26 protein-coding genes are annotated in these 25,717 nt (G+C 76.2%); 13 read left to right on the forward strand and 13 right to left on the reverse strand.

All coding sequences use genetic code 11. From position 1 onward, the window contains the following. Positions 1-8: 8 nt before the first annotated feature. The 5 genes from ACSNN9_RS12725 to ACSNN9_RS12745 form a co-directional block, all read right to left on the reverse strand. Complete coding sequence (locus tag ACSNN9_RS12725) at positions 9-2,384, reverse strand: hypothetical protein (protein ID WP_436673250.1); 2,376 nt, start codon at positions 2,382-2,384, stop codon at positions 9-11. Then, positions 2,381-4,144 (reverse strand): ABC transporter permease, encoded by a 1,764-nt coding sequence (locus tag ACSNN9_RS12730; RefSeq protein ID WP_436673251.1) that lies wholly within the window; start codon positions 4,142-4,144, stop codon positions 2,381-2,383. Before ACSNN9_RS12730 ends, ACSNN9_RS12725 begins: the two co-directional genes overlap by 4 nt. Next, a complete protein-coding gene (locus ACSNN9_RS12735) occupies positions 4,141-5,439 on the reverse strand; it encodes an ABC transporter substrate-binding protein (RefSeq protein WP_436673252.1) in 1,299 nt (432 codons plus the stop codon). Before ACSNN9_RS12735 ends, ACSNN9_RS12730 begins: the two co-directional genes overlap by 4 nt. Next, positions 5,436-6,044 carry an ATP-binding cassette domain-containing protein gene (locus ACSNN9_RS12740; RefSeq protein ID WP_436673253.1) on the reverse strand — a complete coding sequence of 203 codons (609 nt, stop codon included), beginning with the start codon at positions 6,042-6,044 and terminating at the stop codon, positions 5,436-5,438. The genes ACSNN9_RS12735 and ACSNN9_RS12740 overlap by 4 nt, the downstream gene beginning before the upstream one ends. 91 nt (positions 6,045-6,135) lie before the next feature. After that, positions 6,136-7,146, reverse strand: coding sequence for a helix-turn-helix transcriptional regulator (locus tag ACSNN9_RS12745; RefSeq protein ID WP_436673254.1), 1,011 nt, complete (start codon positions 7,144-7,146; stop codon positions 6,136-6,138). Between the two features lie 44 nt (positions 7,147-7,190). On the opposite strand from ACSNN9_RS12745, the gene ACSNN9_RS12750 reads away from it, so the two are divergent. After that, positions 7,191-7,670 (forward strand): hypothetical protein, encoded by a 480-nt coding sequence (locus ACSNN9_RS12750; RefSeq protein WP_436673255.1) that lies wholly within the window; start codon positions 7,191-7,193, stop codon positions 7,668-7,670. 52 nt (positions 7,671-7,722) lie between these two features. Here the strand turns inward: ACSNN9_RS12750 and ACSNN9_RS12755 are convergent, their stop codons facing one another. The 3 genes from ACSNN9_RS12755 to ACSNN9_RS12765 all read right to left on the reverse strand — a co-directional run bounded on the left by ACSNN9_RS12755 (position 7,723) and on the right by ACSNN9_RS12765 (position 9,451). After that, on the reverse strand, positions 7,723-8,028 hold the full coding sequence (locus tag ACSNN9_RS12755; protein ID WP_436673256.1) for a DUF2470 domain-containing protein: 306 nt from the start codon (positions 8,026-8,028) through the stop codon (positions 7,723-7,725). Beyond that, complete coding sequence (locus ACSNN9_RS12760) at positions 8,025-8,690, reverse strand: heme oxygenase (biliverdin-producing) (RefSeq protein ID WP_436673257.1); 666 nt, start codon at positions 8,688-8,690, stop codon at positions 8,025-8,027. Before ACSNN9_RS12760 ends, ACSNN9_RS12755 begins: the two co-directional genes overlap by 4 nt. Before the next feature lie 110 nt (positions 8,691-8,800). After that, positions 8,801-9,451 (reverse strand): TetR/AcrR family transcriptional regulator, encoded by a 651-nt coding sequence (locus tag ACSNN9_RS12765; RefSeq protein ID WP_436673258.1) that lies wholly within the window; start codon positions 9,449-9,451, stop codon positions 8,801-8,803. 113 nt (positions 9,452-9,564) lie between these two features. Between ACSNN9_RS12765 and ACSNN9_RS12770 the strand changes: the two genes are divergently transcribed. From ACSNN9_RS12770 to ACSNN9_RS12795, 6 genes are all read left to right on the forward strand, one after another. Next, positions 9,565-11,049 carry a flavin-containing monooxygenase gene (locus tag ACSNN9_RS12770; protein WP_436673259.1) on the forward strand — a complete coding sequence of 495 codons (1,485 nt, stop codon included), beginning with the start codon at positions 9,565-9,567 and terminating at the stop codon, positions 11,047-11,049. Next, positions 11,042-11,968, forward strand: coding sequence for an SDR family NAD(P)-dependent oxidoreductase (locus ACSNN9_RS12775; RefSeq protein ID WP_436673260.1), 927 nt, complete (start codon positions 11,042-11,044; stop codon positions 11,966-11,968). Before ACSNN9_RS12770 ends, ACSNN9_RS12775 begins: the two co-directional genes overlap by 8 nt. Continuing rightward, complete coding sequence (locus tag ACSNN9_RS12780) at positions 11,965-12,873, forward strand: alpha/beta fold hydrolase (protein WP_436673261.1); 909 nt, start codon at positions 11,965-11,967, stop codon at positions 12,871-12,873. The genes ACSNN9_RS12775 and ACSNN9_RS12780 overlap by 4 nt, the downstream gene beginning before the upstream one ends. A 72-nt stretch (positions 12,874-12,945) precedes the next feature. Beyond that, positions 12,946-14,052, forward strand: a complete 1,107-nt coding sequence (locus tag ACSNN9_RS12785) for a CapA family protein (protein ID WP_436673262.1) — start codon at positions 12,946-12,948, stop codon at positions 14,050-14,052. Between the two features lie 67 nt (positions 14,053-14,119). Beyond that, on the forward strand, positions 14,120-14,782 hold the full coding sequence (locus tag ACSNN9_RS12790) for a GntR family transcriptional regulator (protein ID WP_436673263.1): 663 nt from the start codon (positions 14,120-14,122) through the stop codon (positions 14,780-14,782). Beyond that, positions 14,779-16,074 carry an MFS transporter gene (locus ACSNN9_RS12795; RefSeq protein ID WP_436673264.1) on the forward strand — a complete coding sequence of 432 codons (1,296 nt, stop codon included), beginning with the start codon at positions 14,779-14,781 and terminating at the stop codon, positions 16,072-16,074. Before ACSNN9_RS12790 ends, ACSNN9_RS12795 begins: the two co-directional genes overlap by 4 nt. 77 nt (positions 16,075-16,151) lie before the next feature. On the opposite strand, the gene ACSNN9_RS12800 is transcribed toward ACSNN9_RS12795, so the two are convergent. After that, positions 16,152-16,571, reverse strand: coding sequence for a hypothetical protein (locus tag ACSNN9_RS12800; protein ID WP_436673265.1), 420 nt, complete (start codon positions 16,569-16,571; stop codon positions 16,152-16,154). A gap of 186 nt (positions 16,572-16,757) precedes the next feature. Between ACSNN9_RS12800 and ACSNN9_RS12805 the strand changes: the two genes are divergently transcribed. Together ACSNN9_RS12805 and ACSNN9_RS12810 are read left to right on the forward strand one after the other, a co-directional pair. Continuing rightward, complete coding sequence (locus tag ACSNN9_RS12805; protein ID WP_436673266.1) at positions 16,758-17,843, forward strand: S-(hydroxymethyl)mycothiol dehydrogenase; 1,086 nt, start codon at positions 16,758-16,760, stop codon at positions 17,841-17,843. Further along, positions 17,843-18,472 (forward strand): MBL fold metallo-hydrolase, encoded by a 630-nt coding sequence (locus ACSNN9_RS12810; protein ID WP_436673267.1) that lies wholly within the window; start codon positions 17,843-17,845, stop codon positions 18,470-18,472. Before ACSNN9_RS12805 ends, ACSNN9_RS12810 begins: the two co-directional genes overlap by 1 nt. Before the next feature lie 67 nt (positions 18,473-18,539). Here the strand turns inward: ACSNN9_RS12810 and ACSNN9_RS12815 are convergent, their stop codons facing one another. Both ACSNN9_RS12815 and ACSNN9_RS12820 read right to left on the reverse strand, forming a co-directional pair. Further along, a complete protein-coding gene (locus ACSNN9_RS12815; protein ID WP_436673268.1) occupies positions 18,540-19,484 on the reverse strand; it encodes an anti-sigma factor RsbA family regulatory protein in 945 nt (314 codons plus the stop codon). Next, positions 19,481-20,353, reverse strand: coding sequence for an MEDS domain-containing protein (locus ACSNN9_RS12820; RefSeq protein ID WP_436673269.1), 873 nt, complete (start codon positions 20,351-20,353; stop codon positions 19,481-19,483). The genes ACSNN9_RS12815 and ACSNN9_RS12820 overlap by 4 nt, the downstream gene beginning before the upstream one ends. Before the next feature lie 170 nt (positions 20,354-20,523). On the opposite strand from ACSNN9_RS12820, the gene ACSNN9_RS12825 reads away from it, so the two are divergent. Next, positions 20,524-21,000, forward strand: coding sequence for a VOC family protein (locus ACSNN9_RS12825; protein ID WP_436673270.1), 477 nt, complete (start codon positions 20,524-20,526; stop codon positions 20,998-21,000). Between the two features lie 341 nt (positions 21,001-21,341). Continuing rightward, the gene (locus tag ACSNN9_RS12830) at positions 21,342-22,049 is read left to right on the forward strand and encodes a hypothetical protein (protein ID WP_436673271.1); all 708 of its coding nucleotides are present in this window, start codon (positions 21,342-21,344) and stop codon (positions 22,047-22,049) included. A gap of 90 nt (positions 22,050-22,139) precedes the next feature. Here the strand turns inward: ACSNN9_RS12830 and ACSNN9_RS12835 are convergent, their stop codons facing one another. Together ACSNN9_RS12835 and ACSNN9_RS12840 are read right to left on the reverse strand one after the other, a co-directional pair. Beyond that, positions 22,140-23,582, reverse strand: a complete 1,443-nt coding sequence (locus ACSNN9_RS12835; protein ID WP_436673272.1) for an MFS transporter — start codon at positions 23,580-23,582, stop codon at positions 22,140-22,142. 85 nt (positions 23,583-23,667) lie between these two features. Beyond that, on the reverse strand, positions 23,668-23,904 hold the full coding sequence (locus ACSNN9_RS12840) for a hypothetical protein (protein ID WP_132239717.1): 237 nt from the start codon (positions 23,902-23,904) through the stop codon (positions 23,668-23,670). Positions 23,905-24,051: 147 nt separating this feature from the next. Here ACSNN9_RS12840 and ACSNN9_RS12845 point away from each other — a divergent pair, with 147 nt between their 5' ends. Then, positions 24,052-25,182, forward strand: coding sequence for a geranylgeranyl reductase family protein (locus tag ACSNN9_RS12845; RefSeq protein WP_436673273.1), 1,131 nt, complete (start codon positions 24,052-24,054; stop codon positions 25,180-25,182). Between the two features lie 193 nt (positions 25,183-25,375). Then, entirely contained in the window at positions 25,376-25,567 is a 192-nt protein-coding gene (locus ACSNN9_RS12850; protein ID WP_436673274.1) for a hypothetical protein, read from the forward strand. Positions 25,568-25,717: the final 150 nt, after the last annotated feature.

A 25,717-nucleotide genomic window follows, 5' to 3' on the forward strand; every position in this document is an offset into this window, starting at 1 on the left:
GGCCGCGCTCAGGCCGGCGCGTCGCTGTCCACCAGGCGGGCGTCCGCCGCGGCCTGACCGTCGACGTCCCCCGCCTCCTCGCACACGCCCGCCGCGTCCGCCCAGTGCCGCCGGGCCTCGTCGGGGTCGTCGAGCGCCGCCGCCGCGTCGCCCAGGTGCAGCAGCGTCCGCCCCAGGCCGGCCGTGGGCCGCCCGTCGCGCAGCCGCAGGCTCTCCGCCAGCATCTCGTACGCCTGCCGGGCCTGCCCCGGCGTGGCGGCCAGCAGCGCGGCGCCGGCGTTGAGCAGCGCGGCGGCCCGGTTGGTCGGGTCGGCCACGGAGTCGTACTCGCGCAGCGCCGCCCGCCACGACTGCGCCGCGTCGAGGTGCTCGCCGAGCCCGGCGTGCACCAGCACCAGGTTGGTCAGCGCCGCCGCGTAGCCCCGGGCGTCGCCGAGCGCGCGGAAGGCGTTCGCCGCGCGGACCAGGTGGTGGTGCGCGACCGCCAGCTCCCCCCGGGCCAGCCGGGCGGCGCCCAGGCCCAGGTCGGTCAGCGCGTGCCCGGCCCGGTCCGCCGCGGAGCGGTGCCGCCGCGACAGCTCCAGGTGTTCCACCGCGTCGTCGAACTGCCCCAGGTCCAGCAGCACCAGGCCCAGGTTCATCCGCGCCTGCGCGGTGCCGCGCCGGCCCCGCTCCGCCACCGCGAGGCTGAGCGCCGTCGCCGCTGCCTGCGGGTCGCCCCGGCGGCGGCGCAGCACCCCCAGCTCGTTGTGCGCCCAGCCGGCGATCTCCGGTCGGTCGTCGGCCGTGGGGGTGGCGAGCACCGTGCGGCACACCTCCGCCCACTCGTCGAGCCGCTCGGCGTGGGCGAGCCACCCGCACAGCGCCACCGCCAGCCGGAACCACCAACGGCGCACCCGGCGCGGCAGGGTCTCCGCCGCGCCCGCCGGCACTCGCACCACGGCCAGCAGCAGCTCCTGGTGCAGGTCGAACCAGCCGTACGGGTCGTCGTCCAGCGCCAGCGTCGGCTCCCGGTCCGGCGGGGAGCCGACCACCACGAGGCTCGCGGCGTGCCGCTCGGCCCGCCGAGCCAGGTGCCGGGTGAGCCGGGCCTGCGCGGCGACCCGCCGCCGCGCCGGCTCCGCGTCGCGCAGGTGCATCCGGGCGTACGGGGCCAGCAGCGGGCGCACCTCGTAGCGGTCACCGGGCGCGCCGGTGACGAACCCGCCGGTGGCCAGCTCGTGCAGCAGGGAGGCCACCCGGTCCGGGCGACGACCGGCGAGCGCCGCGAGCGTCGGCCGGTCCAGCGGCACCGGGCTGAGCGACATCAGCCGCCACAACCGCCGGGCCTCGCCGCCCAGGGCGTGGTAGGCGGTGTCCCGGGCGGTCACCAGCTGGGTCGCCGGGGAGGCGGCGACGTGCTGGTGCGGGGGCGTGTCGACGGCGCGGCGCAGCGCGTCGAGCACGTCGGTGTGCCGCCACCCGTGCTGCGCCGTACGCCGCCCGAGCTCCGCGACCGTGCGGGGCTGCCGCCCGCAGAGTTCGACGAGGGCGCGGACCGCCGGGTCGGTGCGCGGGTCCGGGCGGTGTGGCCGGGCGACGGGCGCGGTGGCGCCCGCGGCGGCGAACAGCTCGACGGCGTCGTCGGCGTCCGGCTCGGCGAGCCCGTGCGCCACCACCCCGTCCAGCGCGGCCAGCGCTCCCGTGCCGGCCAGCAGCAGGCGGCACGTCCCCGCGGTCGGTGGCAGCAGCGCCCGGACCTGGGCCGGGTCGTCCACGTTGTCCAGCACCACGAGGATCGCCCGGCCGTCGAGCTGGCCGCTCAGCTCGTCGACGGCGTCGGCGAGGTCGTCGGCGCGTCCCGACGCCGGTGGCCGGGTGCCGAGGATCCGGGCCAGCGCGGTCAGCACCTCCCGGGCGTCGTGCGGCCGGCCGCCCCGGCGCAGGTCCAGGTAGTACTGCCCGTCGGGGAAGTCCTTGCGGCACAGGTTGGCGGCCTGGACCGCGCAGGACGAGGTGCCGACGGCCCGCCGGCCGACCACGGCGACCGCGTGCTCCTTCGTCAGCAGGTCGATGATCGCGTCGAGGTGCCCGGCCCGCCCGGTGAACCCGGCCGGCCACGGCAGGGTGGGAGCGCCGACGGCGGGCGGGGCGTCGGGGTCCTCCGGCGTCGCGGCCTGCTGCCGCTGGCGGCGCCACTCGACGACGACGGCGGCGGCGAGGCCGAGCACGATCACCCCGGCGCTGGCGGAACCGAGCTGGGTGACGGAGAGCTCGGAGAGCAGGTTGCCGGTGACGTTGCCGAGCACCGCGCTGACCGTCCCGCCGACCACACCGCCGATCGCGAGCAGCAGGCTCAGCCTCCGCGGCCGCCGCGAACGGACGGGCGGACCCGACCCGGTCACCGGACGCCCCCGGCGACGAGGCCGGCGACGAGCTGACGACGGGCCAGCACCACCAGCAGCACCGGCAGGATCGAGGCGATGACCGAGCCGGCGGCGAGCTCCCCGCTGTTGGCCGCGAAGCCCCGGGTCTGGCCGGCGAGGAACAGCCCCAGCGGCAGCGCGCCCGGCCCGCTGAACAGCAGACCCACCACCAGGTCGTTCCACACCTGCACGAACTCCAGCACCGCGACGGCGACCACGGCCGGGCGGTTGTGCCGGGCGAGCAGCCGCAGGGTGCCCCACCAGTGCCGTCCGCCCACCCGGGCCGCCCGCACCTGCTCGGCGGGCAGGTCCGCGAACGCGTTGCGCAGCACCAGCACGGCGAACGGCACGCCCAGCGCGACGTGCACCAGCGCCAGGCCGCGCGCCGTGCCCGAGGACAGCACCACGCCGAGCACCTCGTTGACCGGCCCGGCGATCACCTGCACCGGCACGATGCTGGCGGCCATCAGCAGCAGCACGGTGGCCTGGGCGGGCGGCCCGGTCAGCCAGGCCAGCGGGTACGCGGCGAGCAGCGCGACGCCCAGCACGACGGCGGTGACCACGCTCGCCAGCACCAGCGTGAAGCCCAGCGTGCGCCACAGCTCGGCGCCGGTCAGCAGGTCCCGGTAGGAGTCGAGGCCGGGCGGGCTCCACCACCAGCCCCGGGCCGCCGCGTCAACGGTGCCGTGCAGCGAGGTGGCGAGCAGCACCCCGAGCGGCACCAGCCAGGCGAGCGCGGCGCCCGCCACCAGCAGCCGGGTCGCCCGGCGCGGCGCGGTGGCCGCCGGGTCGGGTGCGGCGGGCGCCGCGTCCCGGGGCGGCGGCCACGCCTGCCGCACGAACAGCGCCGCGACGAGCATGCCGGCGACCACCGCCACCAGCCACACCACCCCGAGCGCGGCGCCCTCGCCGGTGGTGGCGCCGTTGGAGGTCTGCCAGACCCGCAGCGCGAGCACCGACGCCTCGTCACGCACCGAGCCGGGCGTCATCACCAGGATCAGGTCGAACGTCCTGGCGGTGCCGAGCGCCGCCAGGGTGAACACCACCGCCACGGTCCGCAGCAGCAGGGGCCGCCACTGCGCGTCCCAGAGCACGTCGCGGCGGTTGCCGCCGTAGGCGCGGACCGCGTCGGCGAGGCTGGGCGGCACCGCGTCGAGGGCGGCCCGGAACACCAGCACGGCCAGCCCCACCCACGCCCACACGAACGCCGACATCAGCGCCACCGTGACCAGGCCGGGGCCGAGCAGTTGCGGGGCGTCGGCCGCCGACCCGCCGGTCAGCGTCGTGGCGACCAGGGTGGCCAGCCCGCGCTCCGGGCCCGGGTCGTACATCAGCCGGAAGGTGACCCCGGTGACCACCAGCGGCAGCGCGGTCGGCACCACCAAAATGAGGCGGACCAGCCTGCCCTCCTGCGAGCGGCGCGACGCGGCGGCGAGCAGGTAGCCCAGCACGGTGACCACCGCCGGCACCAGCAGGGCCCAGAGCAGCGTGCGTCCCACCACGGCGCCGGTGCCGGGCGCGGCCAGCGCGGTGCGGAAGTGCTCCGCGCCCACCCACCGGCCGTCGGTGGTGACGCTGGCGTGCAGCGTACGCAGCACCGGCCACGCCACCAGCCCGCCGAGCAGCAGCAGGGCGGGCAGCAGCAGCGCCGAGGTGGCGCCCGCCGCCGGGTAGGCCCGCCCGCGCCGGGGCGGCCCGACGTCGTCGAGGAGCGCCAGCTCGCCCAGGACCCGCCTCACCGGCCGCCACCCGCCGACCGGGCCGCCGCCGCCAGCTGCCCCACGGCCCGGCGGGCCGCCCTGCCGGCGGCGACCCCGTCGGTGACGTCGGCGAAGAAGTCCTGCATGATCCGCCAGATGCCCACCCCGTCGGAGCCGGTGAACCGGCCCGGGAGTCGGTCGGAGAGGTCGAAGCGTACCGCCCCGGCCGTGCGCAGCTCGGCGGCGAGCCGGCGGCGGACGGGGTCGCGGTAGTCGTCCAGCGGCACGGACACGTTGGGGGAGAGGTAGCCGCCGGAGCGGAGCCACGGCAGGAACGCGGAGCCGCCGCTGAGCCAGCGCACCAGCTCCGCCCCGCGGGCCGAGCCGGCGAACGCCACGGCCGCGTCGCCGCCGACGATCAGCGGCCTGTCGGCCAGCCGGGAGCCGGGAAAGCGGAAGGTCTCCGGCTGCTCCGGGCCCCGCCGGAACCGGCGGCTGACGTCGTCGACGAAGTCGGCCTCGAAGAGCATCGTCGCCCGCCGGTGGTGCACCACCTGGATCACCGACTCCTCGTACTGGGTGAGCAGGGCCCGGCGGCCGCCGCCGGGGAAGGCGCCGTCGACGCTCCACAGCTCGGCCAGCCGGTCCAGCGCCGTGTGCACCGACGGGCTCCGCCAGTCGGCCTCGCCGCGGGCCAGCGCCTCGTAGTAGCCGGGCGGGGCCACGTCGGCGAGCACGTTCTCGAACCAGTCGGTGAGCACCCAGCCGTCGGCCGCGCCGATGGCCAGCGGCGCCGGGCCGTCGCCCGCGCGGGCCCGCGCGCCGAGCCGCCGGGTGAGCGTCACGAGCTGGTCCCAGGTGCGCGGCGGCGTGGGGAGCATCGACGGGAAGTACCAGAACAGCGACTTGTGGGCCGCCTTCACCCAGACGCCGTAGCGGCGCCCGTCGGCCGAGAGCAGGTCGGCCATGCCGGGCGGGAGGGCGTAGCTGGTGGCGGGGGTCAGCTCGTGCAGCCAGCCGCGCCGGGCGTACTCGACGACCAGTCCCGACCTGGGCAGGATCGCCACGTCGGGACTGGTGCCGGCGAGCTGGCGGGCGCGCAGGAACGCGTCGATGTCGTTGCCGGCGCTGATCACCTGCACGTCGGCGTCGTAGCCGGCCACGACCTCGCGGAAACGGGCCAGCTCGCCGCCGCTCCAGACGACCGCGACCTGGACCGCCGGCGGCGCGCCGGCGCAGCCGGCGACGGCGGTCGCGGTGGCCGCGGCGGCGGCCCGCAGCAGGGTGCGGCGGCTCGGCCGCGCCGCCGCCCTGGCCCGGCCCGGCGGCGTCACCCGTCCACCTCGGCGGCGACCGGCACGTCTGCCAGCGTGCCCGGGTCGGCCGTGCACACCAGCACCGCCACCCCCGGCGTGTCCGGCGGGGAGAGCCGGTCGACCAGGTCGGTCAGCCGCCCACCGCCGGCCGGCCCGACCGGCAGGTCGATCACCAGCACCTCGGGCAGGCAGACCACCGCCCGGGCGAGCGCGACCCGGAACCGCTGCGCCTCCGACAGCAGGTGCGGGCGCAGCCCCAGCGTCGGGGCCAGCTCCAGCCGGTCGACCACCGTAGCCGTCCAGGCGTCGGCCACCTCCCGCACCCGCTCGCGCCGGCGCTGGCCGTAGGCGATGTTGCGGCGCACGGTCAGGTGGGGCAGCAGCGCGCCGCCGGCCGGCACGTAGGCGATGCGGCGGTGCGGCGGCGGCAGGGAGGTCACCTCCCGGTCGCCGACCAGGACCCGGCCGGCGACCGGCGCGGCCAGCCCGCTCACCACCCGGGCGACGGCGGTGCCGACGGGCGGGGCGGCCACCAGGGCGGCCGTGGCGCCGGCGGGCACGTCGAGGGTCACCGCGGCGGCCCCGGGCGCGGCGACCAGTTCGCACAGACGTAACGTGGCCATCACCTCCGGTGACCCGGGCAGTCGTTCCCAGGGTCGCACAACCGGACGACAACCGGCGCCCCGCCACCGTCCGGTGTGGAGGGCGCGCGGCTCAGGCCGGCACCTGCCCACCGGCGCGGCCGGCCGGCCGGGGTGCGTAGAGGGCGGCGAGGCCGGCCGCGGTCGCGGCGAGCCGCTCGCGCAGCGCCGCCGGGGCCAGCACCTCCACGTCCGCGCCGAGCCGCAGCAGGTCGCCGTGGGCGTGGGTGAGCGACTCGATCGGGATGACGGCGGTCACCCAGCCGGCGTCGTCGGGCGGACCCGCGGTCTCGTCGACGGCCGCGACCACCAGCTCGCTGGCGATCTCCCGCAGCCGGTCCCGTCCCCGTCGGGAGAGCCGGACCGTCGCGTCGTCGCGGTGCAGGCCGGCCCGGAAGCGCAACACGTGCGCCCGCCACCAGCCCGGCAGGTCGAAGCCCGCCGGGCGCGCGAACTCCTCGTCCAGGGCGGTCAGCGACAGGATCTGGTTGACCCGGTAGGCGGCGGGCCCGTCCCGCCCGGACCGGCCGGCGACCGTGTACCAGCGCCCGCCCTTGAGGACGAGCCCGTAGGGCTCCAGCACCCGGTCGACCTCGCCGGTCCAGCTGCGGTAGCGCACCGCGACGCGCCGCTGCCGCCAGACCGCCTCGGCCACCTCGGCCAGGTGCGGCGAGGCGTCGCCGTCGGCGTACCAGTGGGGGGTGTCCAGGTGGAAGCGCTCCTGGATCCGCGCGGCCCGCTCGGCCAGCTCGGGCGGCAGCGCGGCGTGCAGCTTGAGCTGGAGCGTGGCCACCGCCGCCCCGTAACCCAGCTCGGCGGCGGGACCGGGCAGCCCGGCGAGGAACAGCCGCTCCGCCTCCTGGGCGGTCAGCCCCGTCAGCCTCGTCCGCCAGCCGGCGACGAGCTGGTAGCCGCCCGCGTGCCCGGCCTCGCCGTAGAGCGGGACGCCGGCCGCGTGCAGCGACTCGACGTCGCGGTAGACGGTGCGGGTGGACACCTCCAGCCGCTCGGCGAGCTGCGCGGCGGTCATCCGCCCGTGGGCCTGGAGCAGCATCAGGAGGGAGAGCAGTCGACCGGCCCGCATTCCGCTGACAGTAGTTGTCAGTGGAACGCCCGTACCGTCCCGGCATGGCTTTTCGCGACAAGGAACTTCGGGTGCTGGCGCCGCTCACGATCGCCGGCCGTCAGCTCAAGCGCTACCACGTCGACCAGCCGGAGCGCCGGATCTCCCCGGAGGTGGAACGGGCCGCGTACGCGGTGCTGCCCCGCCTGCTGCCCGCCGAGGACGGTGACGGCACGCCGGCGGCCGGCTGGGTGGTGCTGCACCGGGGCGCCGACACGGGGGCGTACCTGCTGGCGTACACCTGGGTCTGGGACAACGTGGTGCGGGTGCGCGTCGCGGCGGCCGGCCAGCCCGCCCTCGACTGCCCGGACGACGACCCGACGCGCTTCGTGGAGCTGGACCGGCCGTGGGCGGGGTGCGTCTGGGAGCTGGGGGTGCTGGAACACGAGCGGGCCGCCTGGGTCCGGCACGTGCTGGCGCCGGAGCGTCCGGACCTGCCCGGCTGGCTCGCCGACACCCGCCCCGAGGGGCCGGTGGGCCGCTGACCAGGGAGCCGGCCGACCAGTGCTGGCAACGTCCGGCCGGCACGCCCGCCGGTCAGCCCGCCGGGCGTGGTGGCAGCCCGAGCCGCTGGCACGCCTCCCGGTACATCCGTACCACCTCCTGCCGGATCTCGCCGCGTTCGGTCAGCCGGTGGGCGAACGCGACCCGCACCGGAACCTCGATGTCGTCCACGGTCACGGCGAACTCCATGCCCTCGTCGTCCAGGCCGGTGGCCCGGGCGCGGGTGGCCGTGGACTGCCCGCCCAGCGTGCGGCAGATGAGCAGCGAGTCCTCGGCGTGGTCGTCGTTCATGTGCCGGCAGACGGCGGCGACCACGTCGGGGCCGAAGGGGGCGGTCACGCGGCCGCCCCCGCGGCCGGCACGAGCCCGGACAGGGCGGCGAGGACCTCGGTGTTGTGCCGGTACGCCACGAGCACCTCGTCCCGCAGCGCGGCCCGGCCCGCCTCGTCGAGCGGGAGGTCGTCCAGCCTGGCCCGGTAGGCGTCCTTGTACGCCTTCGGGTCGGTGATCCGGTCGAAGCGGTGGAACGCGGCGCCGGCGTCCCCGGTCAGCCCGTAGTGCCGGGCGAGCGACCGTCCGATGTGCAGGCCACCGGAGAGGTCGCCGAGGTAGCGGGTGTAGTGGTGGGCGACGAACCGCTCCGGTGCGCCGGCACCGACCGCGCGCAGGCGCCCGGCGTAGGAGACCGTGGCCGGGGTCGGCTCGATCCGCCGGCGCCAGTCGGCTCCGAGCAGGAACTCCAGGTCGGCGGCGAGGGCGGGCAGCCGGGTCAGCGCGTCGTCGACGAACGGGCCGGCGAGAGGATCGTGGCGCATCGCCTCGGCGGCCCCCTCCAGCGCCTCGTAGATCACGTGGTGCTGCATCACGAGCGCGGCGTAGCCGGCGCGGTCCAGGTCGCCGGCCACCAGGGCGCGGACGTACCGCTGGGACTCGGCGCCCTGGTGGGCCTCGGCGCTGGCGGCCCGCAGTTCGGCCGAGAACGGGGTGCGGGTCGGACTCACGTCTCCTCCAGGGGGACGGGGCGGGCCGGTCCCGCCGTCGGGGAACGGCCAACGGTAGCCGGGTACGACCTCGACGTCGTGCCGGCACACCTCGGCGGACAGCGGCGCGGTCAGCCCGGTGGGGGAGTGGTGCCGCGGTAGATCGCGGCCAGCCAGACGTCGCGCAGCACGTCGACCACGTCGCGCTCGGCCACCGCCGGCCCGTCGCCGGCGAAGGTGGCGTACCAGACGCGCTCGTTCATGGAGTTGAGCGCGATGGCGAGGTCGCGGGCCGGCACCCCGTCGGGGGCCGCCCCGCGCCGCCGCTCGGCCACGATCGCGCTCTCGATCGCGTGCACCCAGCGCTCCAGCACCCTCGCCCACAGCTGGCGCACCTCGGCGTTGGTGCCGCGCACCTGGGCGCAGGCCAGCACCACCGCGCGGTGCGCCCCGAACGTCTCGTGGAACCGGTCGATCAGCTCCCGCCAGCGCGCCGGCGGGTCCTCGGCCAGCCGCTCCAGCACGTCCCCGGCGGCGTTGTCGGCCTCCTCGATGACCCGGTCCAGCAGCGTCAGCAGCACCGCGTCCTTGGACGGGAAGTAGAAGTAGAAGGTGGGCCGGGAGATGCCCGCCCCGCGCGCCAGGTCGTCGATGGAGATGTCGGCGAAGGCCCGCTGCCGCAGCAGCCGCTCGGCGGTGGCCAGGATGGCCAGCTCCCGTTCGTCGCCGACGGAGCGCGCCGCGCGCCGTCCGCGCCCGGTGGCCGTACGGGCGGGTGTCATGCCCGGTGACTCTACACCGGATCGACACCGCGTCGATCGAACTCGACAGGGTGTTGACGAGCCTCGACAGGCGTGGCTAGTGTCCGGTGTCTCACCCGTGGACGGGAGACGAGATGGCCACCGACCACGTCGACGTGCTCATCGTCGGCGCCGGCCTGTCCGGCGTCGGCGCCGCCTGCCACCTGCGCCGCCACTGCCCCGGGAAGACGTACGCCGTGCTGGAGTCCCGCGACGCGATCGGCGGCACCTGGGACCTGTTCCGCTATCCCGGCGTCCGGTCGGACTCCGACATGTTCACCCTCGGCTACTCCTTCAAGCCGTGGACGGACCCGAAGGCCATCGCCGACGGCGACTCGATCCGCGACTACGTGCGCCGCACCGCCGACGAGTACGGCGTCACCGACCACATCCGCTTCCGCCACCGGGTGGTCCGCGCCGACTGGGACAGCGGGAGCGCCCGCTGGACGGTGCACGCCCACCGCGACGACACCGGCGAGACGGTCACGCTGACCTGCTCCTTCCTGTTCACCTGCGCGGGCTACTACCGCTACGACGCCGGCTACACGCCCCCACTCCCGGGCACCGAGCGGTACGCGGGGCGGATCGTGCACCCGCAGCACTGGCCGCGAGACCTGGACCACACCGGCAGGCGGGTGGTGGTGATCGGCAGCGGCGCCACCGCCGTCACGCTGGTGCCGGCGTTGGCCGAGCGGGCCGCCCACGTCACCATGCTCCAGCGCTCACCCACGTACGTCCTGGCGCTGCCGTCGCGCGACGTGCTCGCCGACGCGCTGCGGCGCTGGCTGCCGGCGAAGGCCGCGTATCCGGTGGTGCGCTGGAAGAACGTCCTGCTCTCCACCGCCAACTTCCAGCTCAGCCGGCGCGCGCCCGCCCTGGTCCGGCGGCTGCTGCTGCGCGCCGTCCGGGGCCGGCTGCCGGCCGGCTACGACGTCGACCGGCACTTCTCGCCCCGCTACGACCCCTGGGACCAGCGGCTGTGCGTGGTGCCCGACGGCGACCTGTTCACCGCGCTGACGACGGGCCGGGCGTCGGTGGTCACCGACACCGTCGACACCTTCACCGAGCGCGGGATCCGGCTCGCCTCCGGCGAGGAGTTGGCCGCGGACGTCGTCGTCACCGCCACCGGGCTCAACCTGCTCGCCCTCGGCGGCATGACGCTGACCGTGGACGGCGCGCAGGTGGAGCTGTCCGGCACCGTCGCCTACAAGGGCATGATGCTCTCCGGGGTGCCGAACTTCGCGATGACCCTCGGCTACACCAACGCGTCGTGGACGCTGAAGGCCGACCTGGTCGCCACCTACGTCTGCCGGCTGCTGCGCCACCTCGAACGCACCGGCCAGCAGGTCGTCACCCCGCTGGCGCCTCCCGACGGCGAACTGGAGCCGATCATCGACCTGACGGCCGGCTACGTACTGCGCAGCGTCGACGTCCTGCCCAAGCAGGGCGCCCGGGCGCCGTGGCGGCTGCACCAGAACTATCCCCGGGACGTCCTGCTGATGCGGCACGGTCGCCTCACCGATCCCGGCGTGCGGTTCTCCCGCGCCGGCACACCGCAAAGGAGGACCGTCCGTGCGTAGGTTCGTCTTCACCGGCGGCACGGCCGTGGTGACCGGCGCCGCCAGCGGGATCGGGGAGGCCCTCGCCCACGCGCTCGCCCGCCGGGGCAGCGACCTGGTGCTGGTCGACCGCGACGCCGGGCGGCTCGACGCCGTCGTCGCGGCGGTCCGCGCCGCGTACCCCGACCGGCAGCTCACCGCCTACGTGGTCGACCTGGCCGACGCCGCCGCCACCGCGCGGGTGGCCGAGGAGATCAGGCGGCGGCACCCGGCGCTCCGGCTGCTGGTCAACAACGCGGGGGTGGCGCTGGGCGGCCGGTTCGACCAGGTGAGCCTGGACGAGTTCAGCTGGGTCGTCGACGTCAACTTCCGGGCCGTGGCGCAGCTGACCCACGCGCTGCTGCCCACCCTGCGGGTCGAGCCGGGCGCGCACCTGGTCAACGTCTCCAGCCTCTTCGGGATCATCGCCCCCGCCGGGCAGACCGCCTACGCGGCCAGCAAGTTCGCCGTCCGCGGCTTCACCGAGGCGCTGCGTCAGGAGCTGGCCGGCGACGGGATCGGCGTCACCTGCGTGCATCCGGGCGGGATCCGCACCCGGATCGCACAGAACGCCCGGGTGGGCAGCGGCGTGCCCGCCGAGGAGTTCGAGACCGGCCGCCGGCAGTTCGAGAAGCTGCTGACCATCGACCCCGCCCGGGCCGCCGAGGAGATCCTGCGCGGCGTGCACCGCCGCCGGGGCCGGGTGCTGATCGGCTGGTCGGCGAAGCTGCCCGACCTGCTGGCCCGGGTGGCGCCGACGTCGTACCAGCGGGTCGTGGCCTTCGCGCTCGACCGCGTCGGGGGCGAGCCCACGCGCCGGCTCACCACCGGGTCGTCCGTCCCGGCGCAGCGGCAGCCCGAGGCGGCCCCGGCGGCCGACCCGGCGGGGGAGCCGGCGTGAGCGCCCCGGCCGGCCGCCGGCACGTGAGCGTGGACGGCCGGCGGGTGTGCCACCGCGTCGACGGCGACGGGCCGGCGGTGCTGCTGCTGCACGGCATCGGCCGCACCCTGCGCGACTTCACCGAGCTGCACGAGCTGCTCGCCGAGCGGTTCCGGGTGCACAGCGTCGACCTGCCCGGCTACGGCGGCTCGCTGCCGATGACCCGCCCCTGCACCTTGCCGGCGCTGGCCGACTTCGCCGCCCACTACCTGGACGCCGTCGGCGTCGACCGGCCGGCGCACGTGGTCGGCAACTCCCTCGGCGGCGCGGTCGCCATGCGCCTCGCGGCGTCCGAGCCGGCCCGGGTGGCCAGCCTGACGCTGGTCAACAGCGCCGGGTTCGGCCGGGAGGTGACCATCGCGCTGCGGCTGCTGGCGCTGCGCCCGCTGGGCCGGCTGCTGCTGCGGCCCAGCCGGTGGGTCGCCCGCCGCGCCGAGCTGTCGCTCTTCCACGACCCGGCCTTCGCCACCGCCGACCGCGTCGCCCACGCCCTGGCGGTCGCCCGCCAGCCGCACGCCGCCCGGGTGATGCTGGAGACCGCGCGCGACCTCGGCACCTTCCGCGGCGTGAGCCCGCAGTGGCGGGAGGAGCTGCTGGCCGAGGTGGAGCGGCTCGACGCCCCCACCCTGGTCGTCTGGGGCGACCGGGACCTGATCCTGCCGGCGGCGCACCTCGACGCCGCCCGGTCCCGGCTGCCGAGGGCCCGCACCCACCTGTTCACCGACTGCGGGCACATGCCGCAGATCGAGTGCGCCGAGGAGTTCCACCGCCTGCTCGTCGACTTCTGGGCAGCGACCGGCACGGACACCCCGCCCCGCGACGCCGCCGACGCCGGCGACCGCCCGGCGGCCGCCGGGACCGGCTGACCCGCGTCCGTGCGGCGTCGTCGGCCGGCCAGCGGCAGGTGAGCGGGCGGCCGGACGGGGAAAGCGGGCCGGATGCCCGACCTGACCCTCTTCCTCGGCGGCGACGTGATGACCGGGCGGGGCGTGGACGCGATCCTGCCCAGCCCCGGCCCGCCCGAGCTGCGCGAACCAGCGGTACGCGAGGCTCGCGGCTACGTCGACCTGGCCCGGGCCGCCAACGGGCCGGTCCCGCTCCCGGCGGCCCCGGCCTGGCCGTGGGGCGACGCGCTCCGCCTGCTCGACGAGCTGCGGCCCGACGCGCGCCTGGTCAACCTGGAGACGGCGGTGACCGGCCGGGGCCAGCACGCCCCCGCCAAGGCGATCCACTACCGGATGCACCCGGCGAACCTGGCCTGCCTCACCGCCGCCCGGCTCGACGTCTGCGCCCTGGCCAACAACCACAGCCTCGACTTCGGCCCGGTCGGGCTCGCCGACACCCTCGACGCGCTGGCCGCCGCCGGCATCGCCACCGCCGGCGCCGGTCCGGACGAGGCGTCGGCCTGGCGACCCGCCCGGGTGCCACTCGGCCCGGGCCGCGACCTGCTCGTCTGGTCGGTGGCCGCGCCGTCCAGCGGGGTGCCCCCCACCTGGGCGGCCGCCGCCGGGACGCCGGGGGTGGCGTACCTGCCGGAGGTCTCGGTCGCCTCGGCCGACGCGCTGGCCGGGCGGATCGCCGCCGTGGCCGGGCCGGGGGACCGGGTGCTGGTCTCCGTGCACTGGGGCACCAACTGGGGGTACGAGGTGCCGCCCGCGCACGTCGACTTCGCCCACCGGCTGGTCGACGCCGGCGTGGACGTGGTGCACGGGCACTCGTCGCACCACCCCCGCCCCGTCGAGGTGTACCGCGACCGGCTGGTCCTCTACGGCTGCGGCGACCTGGTCGACGACTACGAGGGGATCGGCGGGCGGGAGGCGTACCGGCCGGAGCTGCGGCTGCTCTGGCTGCCGACCCTCGACGCGGCCACCGGGGCGCTGCGGCGCCTGCGGGCGGCCCCGGTGCGGATGCGCCGGATGCGCCTGGAGCGGGCCGCGCCCGACGAGGCCCGCTGGCTGGCCGGGGTGCTCGGCGGTTCCGACCCGCCCTTCGCGCCCGGGTTCGCCGTGGACGGCGACGGGCTGCTGACGCTGCGTACGCGCTGACGGTGGCCCGCGCCACCCCCGGCGGGGGCGCGGGGTGCGCCGAGGAGGTGGGCCCCACCATAGATACATGACGCATCCCTCCCCGTCGGGCCGGACGGTCGCGCCCTCGGCCGCCGAGCGCGCCTACCGGCACCTCAAGCGGGAGATCCTGGAGCGGATCCACCCGGGCGGGTCGCTGGTCAGCGAAGGGGAGATCGCCGAGGCCACCGGGGTCTCCCGCACCCCGGTCCGGGAGGCGCTGCTGCGCCTGGAGGCGGAGGGACTGGTCCGGCTCTACCCCAAGCGGGGCGCGCTGATCCGCCCGGTCTCCGCCCGCGAGATCACCGACGTGATCGAGGCGCGGCGGCTGGTCGAGCTGCACGCCGCCGAGCGGGTCTGGCCCCGGCGCGCGGCGCTGCGAGGCGAGCTCGCCGCCCGGCTCGCCGAGATGCGCGAGGCGCACGCCGCCGGCGACCTGACCGCGCTGATGCAGGCCGACCGCGCGTTCCACGCCACCGTCGTCGACGCGGCCGGCAACGAGATCCTCGCCGAGCTGTACCAGCGGCTGCGCGACCGGCAGCTGCGGATGGGGGAGGCCAGCTTCCGGCTCTCGCCCGGCTGGGCCGAAACGGCGCTCACCGAGCACGCCGACCAGCTCGCCGCGCTCGACTCCGACGACCCCGGGCGCTGGCTCGCCGCCGTCGCCGCGCACATCGACAACGCCGCGGACGTGCTGCGGGCCCTGCGGTGAGGGTGCGGACCGCGCCGCTCGCCCCGCGCCGGTCGGCGGGCGGCCTCGTCTGGGGCGTGGCCCTGGCCGCGTACGTGGCCGCCGTGTTCCACCGCAGCTCGCTCGGCGTCACCGGCGTCGACGCGGCGCACCGCTTCGACGTCAACGCCTCGGCGCTGGCCACCTTCTCCGTCGCCCAGCTCGCCGTGTACGCGGCGATGCAGGTCCCGGTCGGCGTCCTGCTCGACCGGTTCGGGTCCCGCCGGCTGCTCATCGCCGGCGGCGCGCTGATGGTCGCCGGCCAGCTCTGCTTCGCCCTCGCCACCGACGTGCCCCTGGCCATCGCCGCCCGCGTGCTGATCGGGCTCGGCGACGCGATGACGTTCATCAGCGTGCTGCGCATCGTGGCGCTGTGGTTCCCGGGGCGGCGCTACCCGATGATGACCCAGCTCACCGGCACGCTCGGCCAGCTCGGGGCCATCCTCGGCGCCGTACCGCTGGTGGCGTTGCTGCACCGGGCGGGCTGGACCCCCGCCTTCCTCACCGCCGCGGCGGTCGGGGCGACCGTGCTTTTGACGGTCGTCGTCGCCGTCCGGGACACTCCGCGCGGGCAGGTCGCGGCCGGCGCGTCGCCCACCCTCACCGACGTCCGCCGCGAGCTCGCCGCCGCGTGGGCCCAGCCGGGCACCCGGCTGGGGCTCTGGACGCACTTCGTCACCCAGTTCTCCGGCGCCGTGTTCGCCCTGCTCTGGGGGTACCCGTTCCTGGTGCAGGGGCAGGGGCTCAGCCCGACCGCGGCGGCGTCGCTGCTCACCCTGATGACCGCCGCCATGCTGCTGACCGGGCCGGTGATCGCGCACCTCTGCGCCCGGCACCCGTTCCACCGCTCGGTGCTGGTCTTCACGATCACCGGCGCCACCGCCGCGGTCTGGGCCGTCGTGCTCGCCTGGCCGGGCCGCGCCCCGGGCTGGCTGCTGGTCACGCTGGTGCTGGTGCTCGCGGTCAACGGCCCGGCCTCGCTCATCGGGTTCGACTACGCGCGCAGCTTCAACCCGGTCAACCGGATCGGCAGCGCCACCGGGGTCGTCAACGTCGGCGGCTTCGTCGCCTCGATCGTGCTGGTGCTGGCCGTCGGCGTGGTGCTCGACCTGGCGACCCCGGCCGGGCGGGCCACCCCGGACCTGGCCGCCTTCCGGTGGGCCTTCGCGGTGCAGTACGTCCTCTGGGCGCTCGGCGCGGTCCAGGTGCTGCGCTACCGCAACGCGGCCCGCCGCGAGGTCGCCGCCCGGCCACCCGTCGCGACGCCGACCTGACCCCCGTCGCGACGTCCCCTGGCCCGCAACGACGCCTGTCCGACCCGCCGGTGCTCCCGGACCGGCCGGCCGGGGCCTCAGCAGCGCCGGCGGCCGTGGGTGAGGTCGTCCAGCACCAGCGTCAGGCCGGCCCCGAACAGCCAGACGTCCTTGGCCAGGCCGATGCCCTGCTGGGTGGGCCGGAGGCTGCCCGGCTCGCGCATCCCCGGGGTCCTCAGGTAGAGCTGCACCAGACCCGCGCCGAACGCGGCCAGCCCCAGGCCGGCCAGCGCCGACGGGACGAACGGCGCGAGCAGCGCGGCGCCCAGGGCGATCTCGGCCCGGGAGAGCAGCCGGGCGAAGCGGTCCGGGTCGAGCTTCCCGAGCCGCGGAACGGCGCCGACCGCCATCCCGTGCAGGCCCTGCGCGGCCTCCCCCTCCAGCGACCGCTTGCCCATCCCCGAGTTGAGGACGAACGCACCGATGCTGACCCGCAGCGGCAGATGGCTGACCTTCATGGCGCACTCCCGTCCGAGCGTCGAACCGTGCCCCCGCCTACCCCTCGCCGCCCGGGATAACCGCCCGCCGGCCCCCGGTCGTCCGCGACGATCGGGGGTAGTTTCGCCCGAGGGACGTGATCGAGGTGCCGCGGCAGCGCACCGACGGACGGCGGCGCGGCGCGCCGGCGTGGAGCAGGAGGAACCGTGAGCCAGCAGGTCAGGGGAGTCATCTCCCGCAGCAAGGGCGCGCCGGTCGAGGTGACCACGATCGTGTTGCCGGATCCGGGGCCGGGCGAGGCGATCGTGCGGATCCAGTCCTGCGGGGTCTGCCACACCGACCTGCACTACCGGGAGGGCGGCATCAACGACGACTACCCGTTCCTGCTCGGGCACGAGGCCGCCGGCGTCGTCGAGCAGGTCGGGCAGGGCGTCGACGGCGTCGCGCCGGGCGACTTCGTGGTGCTCAACTGGCGGGCCGTCTGCGGGGTGTGCCGGGCCTGCCGCCGGGGCCGCCCGTGGTACTGCTTCGCCACCCACAACGCGGCGCAGAAGATGACCCTCACCGACGGCACCGAGCTCACGCCGGCGTTGGGCATCGGCGCCTTCGCGGAGAAGACCCTGGTCCACGCCGGTCAGTGCACCAAGGTCGACCCGGCGGCCCGGCCCGCCGCCGTCGGGCTGCTCGGCTGCGGCGTGATGGCCGGCCTCGGTGCCGCCATGAACACCGGCGGGGTCACCCGGGGCGACTCGGTGGCCGTGATCGGCTGCGGCGGCGTCGGGGACGCGGCGGTCGCCGGCGCCGCGCTGGCCGGCGCGACGACGATCGTCGCGGTGGACACCGACCCCCGCAAGCTCGACTGGGCCCGCAGGTTCGGCGCCACCCACACGGTCGACCCCCGGCAGGACGACCCGGTCGAGGCGATCCGCGCCGCCACCGGTGGCTTCGGCGCCGACGTGGTGATCGACGCGGTCGGCCGCCCCGAGACCTGGAAGCAGGCCTTCTACGCGCGCGACCTGGCCGGCACCGTCGTGCTGGTCGGCGTGCCGACCCCGGAGATGACCGTCGACCTGCCGCTGCTGGACGTCTTCGGCCGCGGCGGCTCGCTGAAGTCGAGCTGGTACGGCGACTGCCTGCCCAGCCGGGACTTCCCCGTGCTCACCGAGTTCTACCTGCAGGGCCGGCTCGACCTGGACGCCTTCGTCACCGAGGAGATCGCCCTGGACCAGGTGGAGGAGGCGTTCGCCCGGATGCACCGCGGCGACGTGCTGCGCTCGGTGGTGGTCCTCTGATGGCCGCCCGCGTCGACCACGCCGTCACCTCCGGCACGTTCTCCCTCGACGGTCAGACCTTCGACGTGGACAACAACGTGTGGGTGGTCGGCGACGACGCCGAGTGCGTCGTCGTCGACGCCCCGCACGACGTCGAGGCGATCCTGGCCGCCGTCGGCGACCGACGGGTCCGGGCGATCCTCGCCACCCACGCGCACGACGACCACGTCCGGGTGGCCCCGGCGCTGGCCCGGGCCACCGGCGCGCCGGTGCTGCTGCATCCCGCCGACCGCGTGCTGTGGGACATGGTGCACCCCGACGAGGCGCCGGGCGGGACGCTGCGCGACGGGCAGACCCTCGAGGTGGCCAGCAGCACGCTGACCGTGCTGCACACGCCCGGCCACAGCCCCGGCGCGTGCAGCTTCCACACGCCGCAGCTCGGCGTGGTCTTCACCGGCGACACGCTCTTCGCCGGCGGGCCGGGGGCGACGGGACGCTCGTACAGCGACTTCGGCACGATCGTCGCCTCGATCCGGGACCGGCTGCTCACCCTCCCGCCGGAGACGGTCGTGCACACCGGGCACGGGGCGAGCACCACCGTCGGCGCCGAGGCTCCCCACCTCGACGAGTGGCTGGCCCGCGGGCACTGAACCCGCGCCCACCCCGGCAGCCCCCGGGAGGTCGCTCAGCGGCCGTCCGGGGGCCGCCGGGCCCCGGTCACGCCGGGCGTCGCACGTACATCCGCACGGTCGTCCCGGCCGCCGTGGTGTGCACGCGGACCAGGTCGCACAGCGCCTGCACGATCACCAGCCCTCGGCCACCGATGCCGTCCGCGGCCGGGGTCAGCCGCCCGGCGAGCGGGTCGGTCAGCCAGCCGTCGTCGTGGATCTCGCAGACGAGGTGCTCGGCGGTGCGCCACACGCGCAGCACGCCGGTGCCGCCGGCGTGCGCGATGCTGTTCGTCGCCAACTCGGTCACCGCGATCTGCAGGTCGGCCAGCCGGTCCTCGTCCAGGCCCACGGCCTCGCCGTGCCCGGCCACGAACCGCCGCACGGTGGACAGCGTGTCGAACTCGTAGACCAGCGTCGAAACCGGCTCCGCCGGGGTCGGCAGGGGCTTGTTGTAGCGCGCGACCACCTCCGCCGGGGCGTACTGCGCGCTCGGCCGTCGCCCGGCGTGGTCGACGAGGATCGGGTGCGTGGCGTACGCGTCGGCCACCACGTCGGCGTCGAGCCCGGCGGTGTCGTACGGGCAGAGGATCGTCGCGTCCCGGCCGGCGAACGCCATGTTGATCAGCGCCTCGTGCTGGGCGCACGCCGGATACTCCGTGTCGCTGCGTCCGGCCCAGATCGGCTCGCCGATGATCCGCACCCGGCGGCCGGCATGCTGCTCGATGAACGCCTGCAACACCCAGGGGATGATCCGGCCCGGGTTCCGGCCGGCCTGCGACATGTCCGCCCAGCGCACCGTGGCCGCGGGGCCGACCGCGGCGCGGACCAGCCGCAGGTTGGCGTCGGGCATCGCGACCAGCACCGGCTCCCCGGCGGCGAGCCCGTCGGTGACGAACGGCACCGTGCCGGCGAGCAGACCGTCCACGTCGTGGTAGAAGAGCCCCTCGTGTACGAAGGCGCCCGCCTCCTCCGCGTGTCGCGCCCCGGTCATGCGGGCTGCCCCACGGGGTGGGCGAACCCGGTGTCGCGCACCAGGTCGAGCAGGCGACGCACCACCGGACGGCACCCGACCAGCCGGAACCCGTCGGGTGCCGACGTCCGCTCGGCGTCGAGCAACGCGCTGGCGGCGGCCACGTCGGCGAAGCTGACGTCGGACACGTCGAGCACCGCCGGTCGTCCCGACGGGGTGGGGCCGGCCAGCCCGGTCAGCATGGCGCCCAACGCCTCCCGGTTGCTCCAGTCGATCTGCCCGACCAGCCGCAGTCCCGGCGGGTCCGCCGTGCGGTACGCCCGCAGCAGCGGCACCCAGGCCCGGTCGGCGCCCGGCCCGGCCGTCGCCGGATGGACGGCCGCGACCGCCCGCCACCGGTCGGCGGGGAACAGCCGCCGGTCGTAGAGGCACAGCGCGGCGGCCCGGCCCGCGGGGAAGAGCGCGTTCATCGCGGCCTCGTGGCGACGCAGCTCGGCGAGCGGGGTGCCGTCGCGCGACGCCCACGCCATGTCGCTCACGAGGCGCAGCCCGGAGTGGCCCTCGCGGTGCGCCCGCGCGATCTCGACCGCCAGCCTGGCGACGGTCGCGTCCGACGCGGACCGGCCACCGTCGCGGTGGACCTCGACGGCCGGCAGGATCCGCAGCCGGCCGTCCACCCGCGCCGCGTCCGGCGACCCGCCCGCGGACCGCACGGCGGCCACGACGGCGGCGGGCTCCAGCGCGTCGAGGAGGCAGAGGACCTGCTGACCGAGGCGCAGACCGGTGACGACGAAGCGGGCGACGGCATCGAGAGCGTCGGCGTCGTCGTCGTACGTCCAGCAGACGTGGTCTCCCAGGGTCACCTGCTCGACCACCGCACCACCAGTCATTCGTCGCCTTCCACTTGGCGTCCCCCACTGTAATCGCCGGTCCCCACGCAGGCCCACCGGGTGAAACGTCGGCGTCGCTCCGCCGCCCACCCGGCCCGGCACGGGAGGGGAACCGTCCGCCCACGGCCGTGATGCGTCCGGCTCGCGGCGCTCGTCTAGGCTCTGGCGACATGACCACGCACGATGCCGGCAGCACCCCCGCCGTACGCCAGCTGCGCCTGGTGGTGGAGGCCGAGGACTACGACGCCGCGGTGGCGTTCTTCCGCGACGCGCTGGGCCTGCCGGAGCAGGCCGCGTTCGCCGGGGAGGGCGACGCGCGGGTGGTGATCCTCGACGCCGGCCGGGCCACCCTGGAGATCGCCAACCCGGCGCAGAAGCGGATGATCGACGAGGTGGAGGTCGGGCGGCAGGTCGCCCCGAAGCTCCGGGTGGCCTTCGAGGTGGACGACAGCCGCGCCGCCACCCGTCGCCTGGTTGCCGCCGGCGCCACGGAGATCGCCCCGCCGACTGTGACGCCGTGGCAGTCGCTCAACGCGCGCCTCGACGCGCCGGCCGGCCTCCAGATCACCCTCTTTCAGGAGCTGCGCGGCACCGAGGAGCGGGCTACCCCGGGCGACACCGCAGGGGCACACGACCGCGCGGAGTGAACGTGCGCCGCGCGGCGGCCCCGGCGGTCACGGCGCCTGACCGCCGGGCGGATCGTGCCCGCCCGGGCGGATCGTGCCCGCCCGGGCGGTTACGACCGCCGACTGCGTTCCAGGCAGCGGCGCCCCGCACGTCCCGTCGCCGAGTGTGCGCTCCGTGCGTCCCGGTCGCGGGGTGACCCGGGTCGCAGCATCGCGGGGCCGGGTCATATCCGGAATGCCCGACAGAGCCGGCTGGTTGTGTCCCCCGTACCGCCGGAGCCGAAACCCCGTCCGGCGCGGAAGTTCCCCCTCCAGGAGTGCTCACCCAGGGAGCGCTTCGCCTGACCGAAAGGGCAACCATCGTGAAGTACGACTTCACTCGATGGCTCCCGGCCATCGCGAAGGACTCGAAGGACTCGAACCGCAAGATCGCGCTGAGCGTGGTCGGTGTCGCCGCCCTCGGTGGCCTCGCCTTCGGGCCGACGGCCGTGGCCGCCCCGGTCACGACCGCGCCCCACGAGGGCGCCGTGGCGGCGATCGAGCAGGCCACCGGCAAGAGCCGGCCTGGCGCGGCCGAGGAGTCGGCCCTGACCACGGGCGGCACCACCACCAGGCCCGCCGCCGACAAGCCCAGCCGCGCGGAACTCGTCCCGCACGGGGTGCAGGGTGCCCAGTCGCGCATCCCGCTCGACGAGGCACAGCTCGCCAACGCCAAGGCCATCGTCGAGGAGGCCAAGGAGACCGGCGTGGGCGAGCGGGGCGCCGTCATCGGGATCGCCACCTCGCTGCAGGAGTCGAAGCTCTACAACCTCGGCCACCTGGGCGCGTACAACGACCACGACTCGCAGGGCCTGTTCCAGCAGCGTCCGTCGTCGGGTTGGGGCTCGCCCGAGCAGATCACCGACCCGGAGTACGCGTCGCAGGCGTTCTTCCGGGCGCTGAAGAACGTGGGCGGCTGGCAGGACCTGCCGCTGACCTCCGCCGCGCAGACGGTGCAGGTCTCGGCCTACCCCTTCGCGTACGCGCAGTGGGAGGAGCAGGCGGCGGACATCGTCTCCCAGCTCTGGTGACACCCGTCTGACACGACCGGCCGGCCCTGAACGGAGGGCCGGCCGGTCGTCGTCTCCGCGCCCGGGACCCACCCGAGGTGGCCGGTGCCGTCAGCGACGGTGACCGATGGCCACGTCGACCAGGGCCGCGACCAGCGCGAGCGCGATCACCCCGGCGGCCAGCAGCAGCGAGTGCCGGAAGGCGAGCGAGAAGTTCCCACCGCTCGCGGCCAGCGAGGAGAAGAAGATGGAGCCGACGGCGGCGATCCCGGCGGCGGAACCGATCCGCTGGCCGGTCTGGAGCATGCCCGCCCCGCTGCCCGCGTGCCGCACCGGCACCTGGGACAGGGTCAGGGTCTGGTTCGGCGCGATCACCAGTCCGCTGCCCAGCCCGGCGACCAGCAGGGGAGCCGCGGTCAGCCACGGCACGGTGGCGTCGCTCGGGGCCAGGGCGAGCACGCCGACCACCGCGACGAGCCCGGCCACCACGGTGAGCAGCCCGACCGCGACCAGCGGACGTCCGAAGCGGTTGACGATCCGGCCGCCGAGCGCGGACGCCGCCGCCGAGCCCAGCGCGAACGGGGTGATGGCCAGGCCGGCGACCAGCGCGCTGTAGCCGAGCCCGTTCTGCAGGTAGAGCGTGAAGATGAAGAAGATCGCGGTGAACCCGCCGAAGTAGACAAGCGCGATCAGCGATCCGAGGGCGTACGACCGGAAGCCGAACAGCCGCAGGTCGAACAGCGGTTCCTGGCGCCGGGCGTACCACCGTTCCCAGGCCCCGAAGCCGGCCAGGGTGAGCAGCCCCGCCGGCACGAGCAGCCACTTCGCCGGGCTCCGCCACTCCTGCTGTACCAGCGGCAGCAGCACGAGCAGCACGCCGACGCCGAGCAGCAGCACCCCGACGGGGTCCAGCCGCCGGTGGTCCCGGGGGCCGGCCGGGCGGGCGGGAAGCAGCCGCCAGCCGAGGACCACCGCGAGGACGCCGACCGGCACGTTGACGAAGAACACCCAGCGCCAGCCGTGCTCCTCGCCGCCGACGGCGATCAGCAGGCCGCCGAGCAGTGGGCCGACGGCCGTGGAGATGCCGATGGTGGCCCCGAGCAGCCCGAACGGGCGGCCCCGCTCGGGGCCCCGGAAGAGCTCCTGGATCAGCCCGGTGACCTGCGGGTTGACCACCCCGGCGGCGGCGCCCTGAAGCAGCCGGGCCGCGATCAGCCACGCGGGGGAGGCGGCCAGCCCGGCCAGCGCGCTGGCCAGCGTGAACAGGGTGATCCCGAAGACGAACGCGTTACGCCGCCCGCGCGCGTCGCCGAAGCGCCCGGCGGAGACCAGCACCAGCCCGAACGTCAGGGCGTACCCGGAGAGCACCCACTGCAGGTCGCTGGGGGAGGCCCCGAGGGCGCGGTCCATCGATGGGACGGCGACGTTGACGATGCTCACGTCGAGCAGCGTCATGAAGGCGGCGACCAGCCCGACCCCGAGGGCCTGCCAGCGCCGCCGGTCGTCCGGCGACGCGGTGGCCTCGGCCGATGGTGGCGCGCCCGTGGGGCTCATCGTGCCTCCCGCGGACCGGTGGACGGGCATCGCTGAGCGCTACCCCGGTCCCCGGGAGGCGAACCAATTCGCGGCGCGCGGCGCCTCACGCCATCTGGCGGGCGCAGAACCGGGGGCCGAAGTCCAGCCCGGCCATCGGCGAGTCCTCCCGGTGCAACAGGTTCTTCTCGGTCAGCTGGTGCAGCGGCGCCCGCAACTGCTCCTCGGTGAGACCGGCCTCCTCGGCGATCAGGTCCGGGTACGGCACCTGCCCCCGGGCCTCCAGCGCCGCGACCGCGTCGTACACCCGCTCCTCGACATCCGACAGCTGCACCTGCCGCATGGCCTTCCTCCTTAGCCTGTCCCGCCCCTGAGCGGGCGGTTGCGCCGCGCGGTTACCCGGTCGGCGACCGAAGATGCGCACCCGATCGGGCGGTGCCCCGGCCGCGCCGACGGCGCCGGACGCCGCGGTTTGCCCTACGCTGCACCAGTGATCGTCTGGGATCTCGCCGTCGTCGGCGCCGGCCCCGCCGGGCTCTCCGCCGCCCACGCCGCCGCCCGTGCGGGCGTGCGCACGCTCGTCGTGGAGCGCGCCGCGCACCCGCGCTACAAGACCTGCGGGGGCGGCCTGATCGGCACCTCGCTCGCGGCGGTGGCCGACCGGATCGAGGTGCCCGCGCACGACCTGGTCGACCGGGTGACGTTCACTCGGGACGGGCGACGGCGGTTCACCCGCCGCCATCGGAGCGGTCCGCTGGTCAGCATGGTGCGCCGGGAGGAGTTCGACGACCGCCTGCGCGCCGCCGCGGTCGCCGCCGGCGCCGAGGTCCGCGAGCGCGTCGCGGTCCGCGCGGTCGAGCAGGACCCCGACGTCGTACGCCTCAGACTCGCCGACGGGAGCACGGTCCACGCGCGGGCGGTGGTCGGGGCGGACGGCTCCTCGGGCGTGACGGCCCGGCACGTGGGGGTGCGCCACCGGCAGGTGGACCTGGGGCTGGAGCTGGAGCTGCCCGTGCCGCCGGAGGAGCAGGCCCGCTGGCGCGGCCGCCTCCTGCTGGACTGGGGGCCGCTGCCCGGCTCGTACGCCTGGGTCTTCCCGAAGGGGGACCGGCTGACGGTCGGCGTGATCGCGGCCCGGGGCGAGGGGGAGCGGACCAGGGCCTACCTGCGCGGGTTCGTCGACCGGCTGGGCCTGTCCGGGGTGGAACCCGCGCACGACTCCGGTCACCTGACCCGCTGCCGGAGCGAGGACTCGCCGCTGCGCCGGGGCCGGGTGCTGGTCGCGGGCGACGCGGCGGGGCTGCTGGAGCCGTGGAGCCGGGAGGGGATCAGCTACGCGCTGCGCTCCGGCGAGCTGGCCGGTGCGGCGGTCGCCGCCGGTGACCTCGCGGGGTACGACCGGGCGGTCACCCGGGACCTGGTGCCGTCGATGCGCGCCGGGCACCGGCTGCTCGACGTGTTCGCCCGGCGGCCGGGGGTCTTCCACGCGTTGTTGGCCACCCCGCCGGGCTGGCGGATGTTCGTGCGGTTCTGTCAGGGGCGGGCGAGCTTCGACGAGACGCTGCGCCGCGCCCCGGTCCGAGCGGCCCTGGCACTGCTGGCCCGGCTGCCGACGGCCTGAGCGCGCAGCCCGCTCGCCGGTCCGTCGGTCCACGGGTCCCCGCGCTCCCCGCGGTCCGTCGCTGCGTCGGTCCGCGGGGAGGACCTTGGCTCGCGGCCCGACGCACCGGCTTTCACCCAGGATCCTAGGACGCTTTAGGGGTAGTGCCCGCCTCCACCAGTGCGCAGAATGACGACGTCGAGGGAGAGAAGCGATGGCTGAAGAGCGCTCCGGCACGTCGTTCACGGACGACGACTACACCTTCCTGCGGCACGTACGCTTCGGCGAGATGCCGCCCGGGGTGCGCCCGGAGGAGCGGACGGCGCTGACCGAGACCGACCCACGGCGGGATCTGCCGGACCCGGGCGACGAGCAGGACCGGTGGGACCTGCGGCACGGGGCCTGACGACCGCTCCGGGCCGGGCGAGGGCGCGCCCCGCGTCGGCGACGCGTCGCGTCGGGCCGCCGACCGGTGACGATTCCCGTCCCGCGCCGACACGCGGACGCGGCTCCGCGCCGACACGCGGACGGGCCGTGGGCGGATCCTGTCTCTTAT

It is taken from the genome of Micromonospora sp. URMC 107, assembly GCF_051386315.1.
GTDB lineage: Bacteria > Actinomycetota > Actinomycetes > Mycobacteriales > Micromonosporaceae > Micromonospora.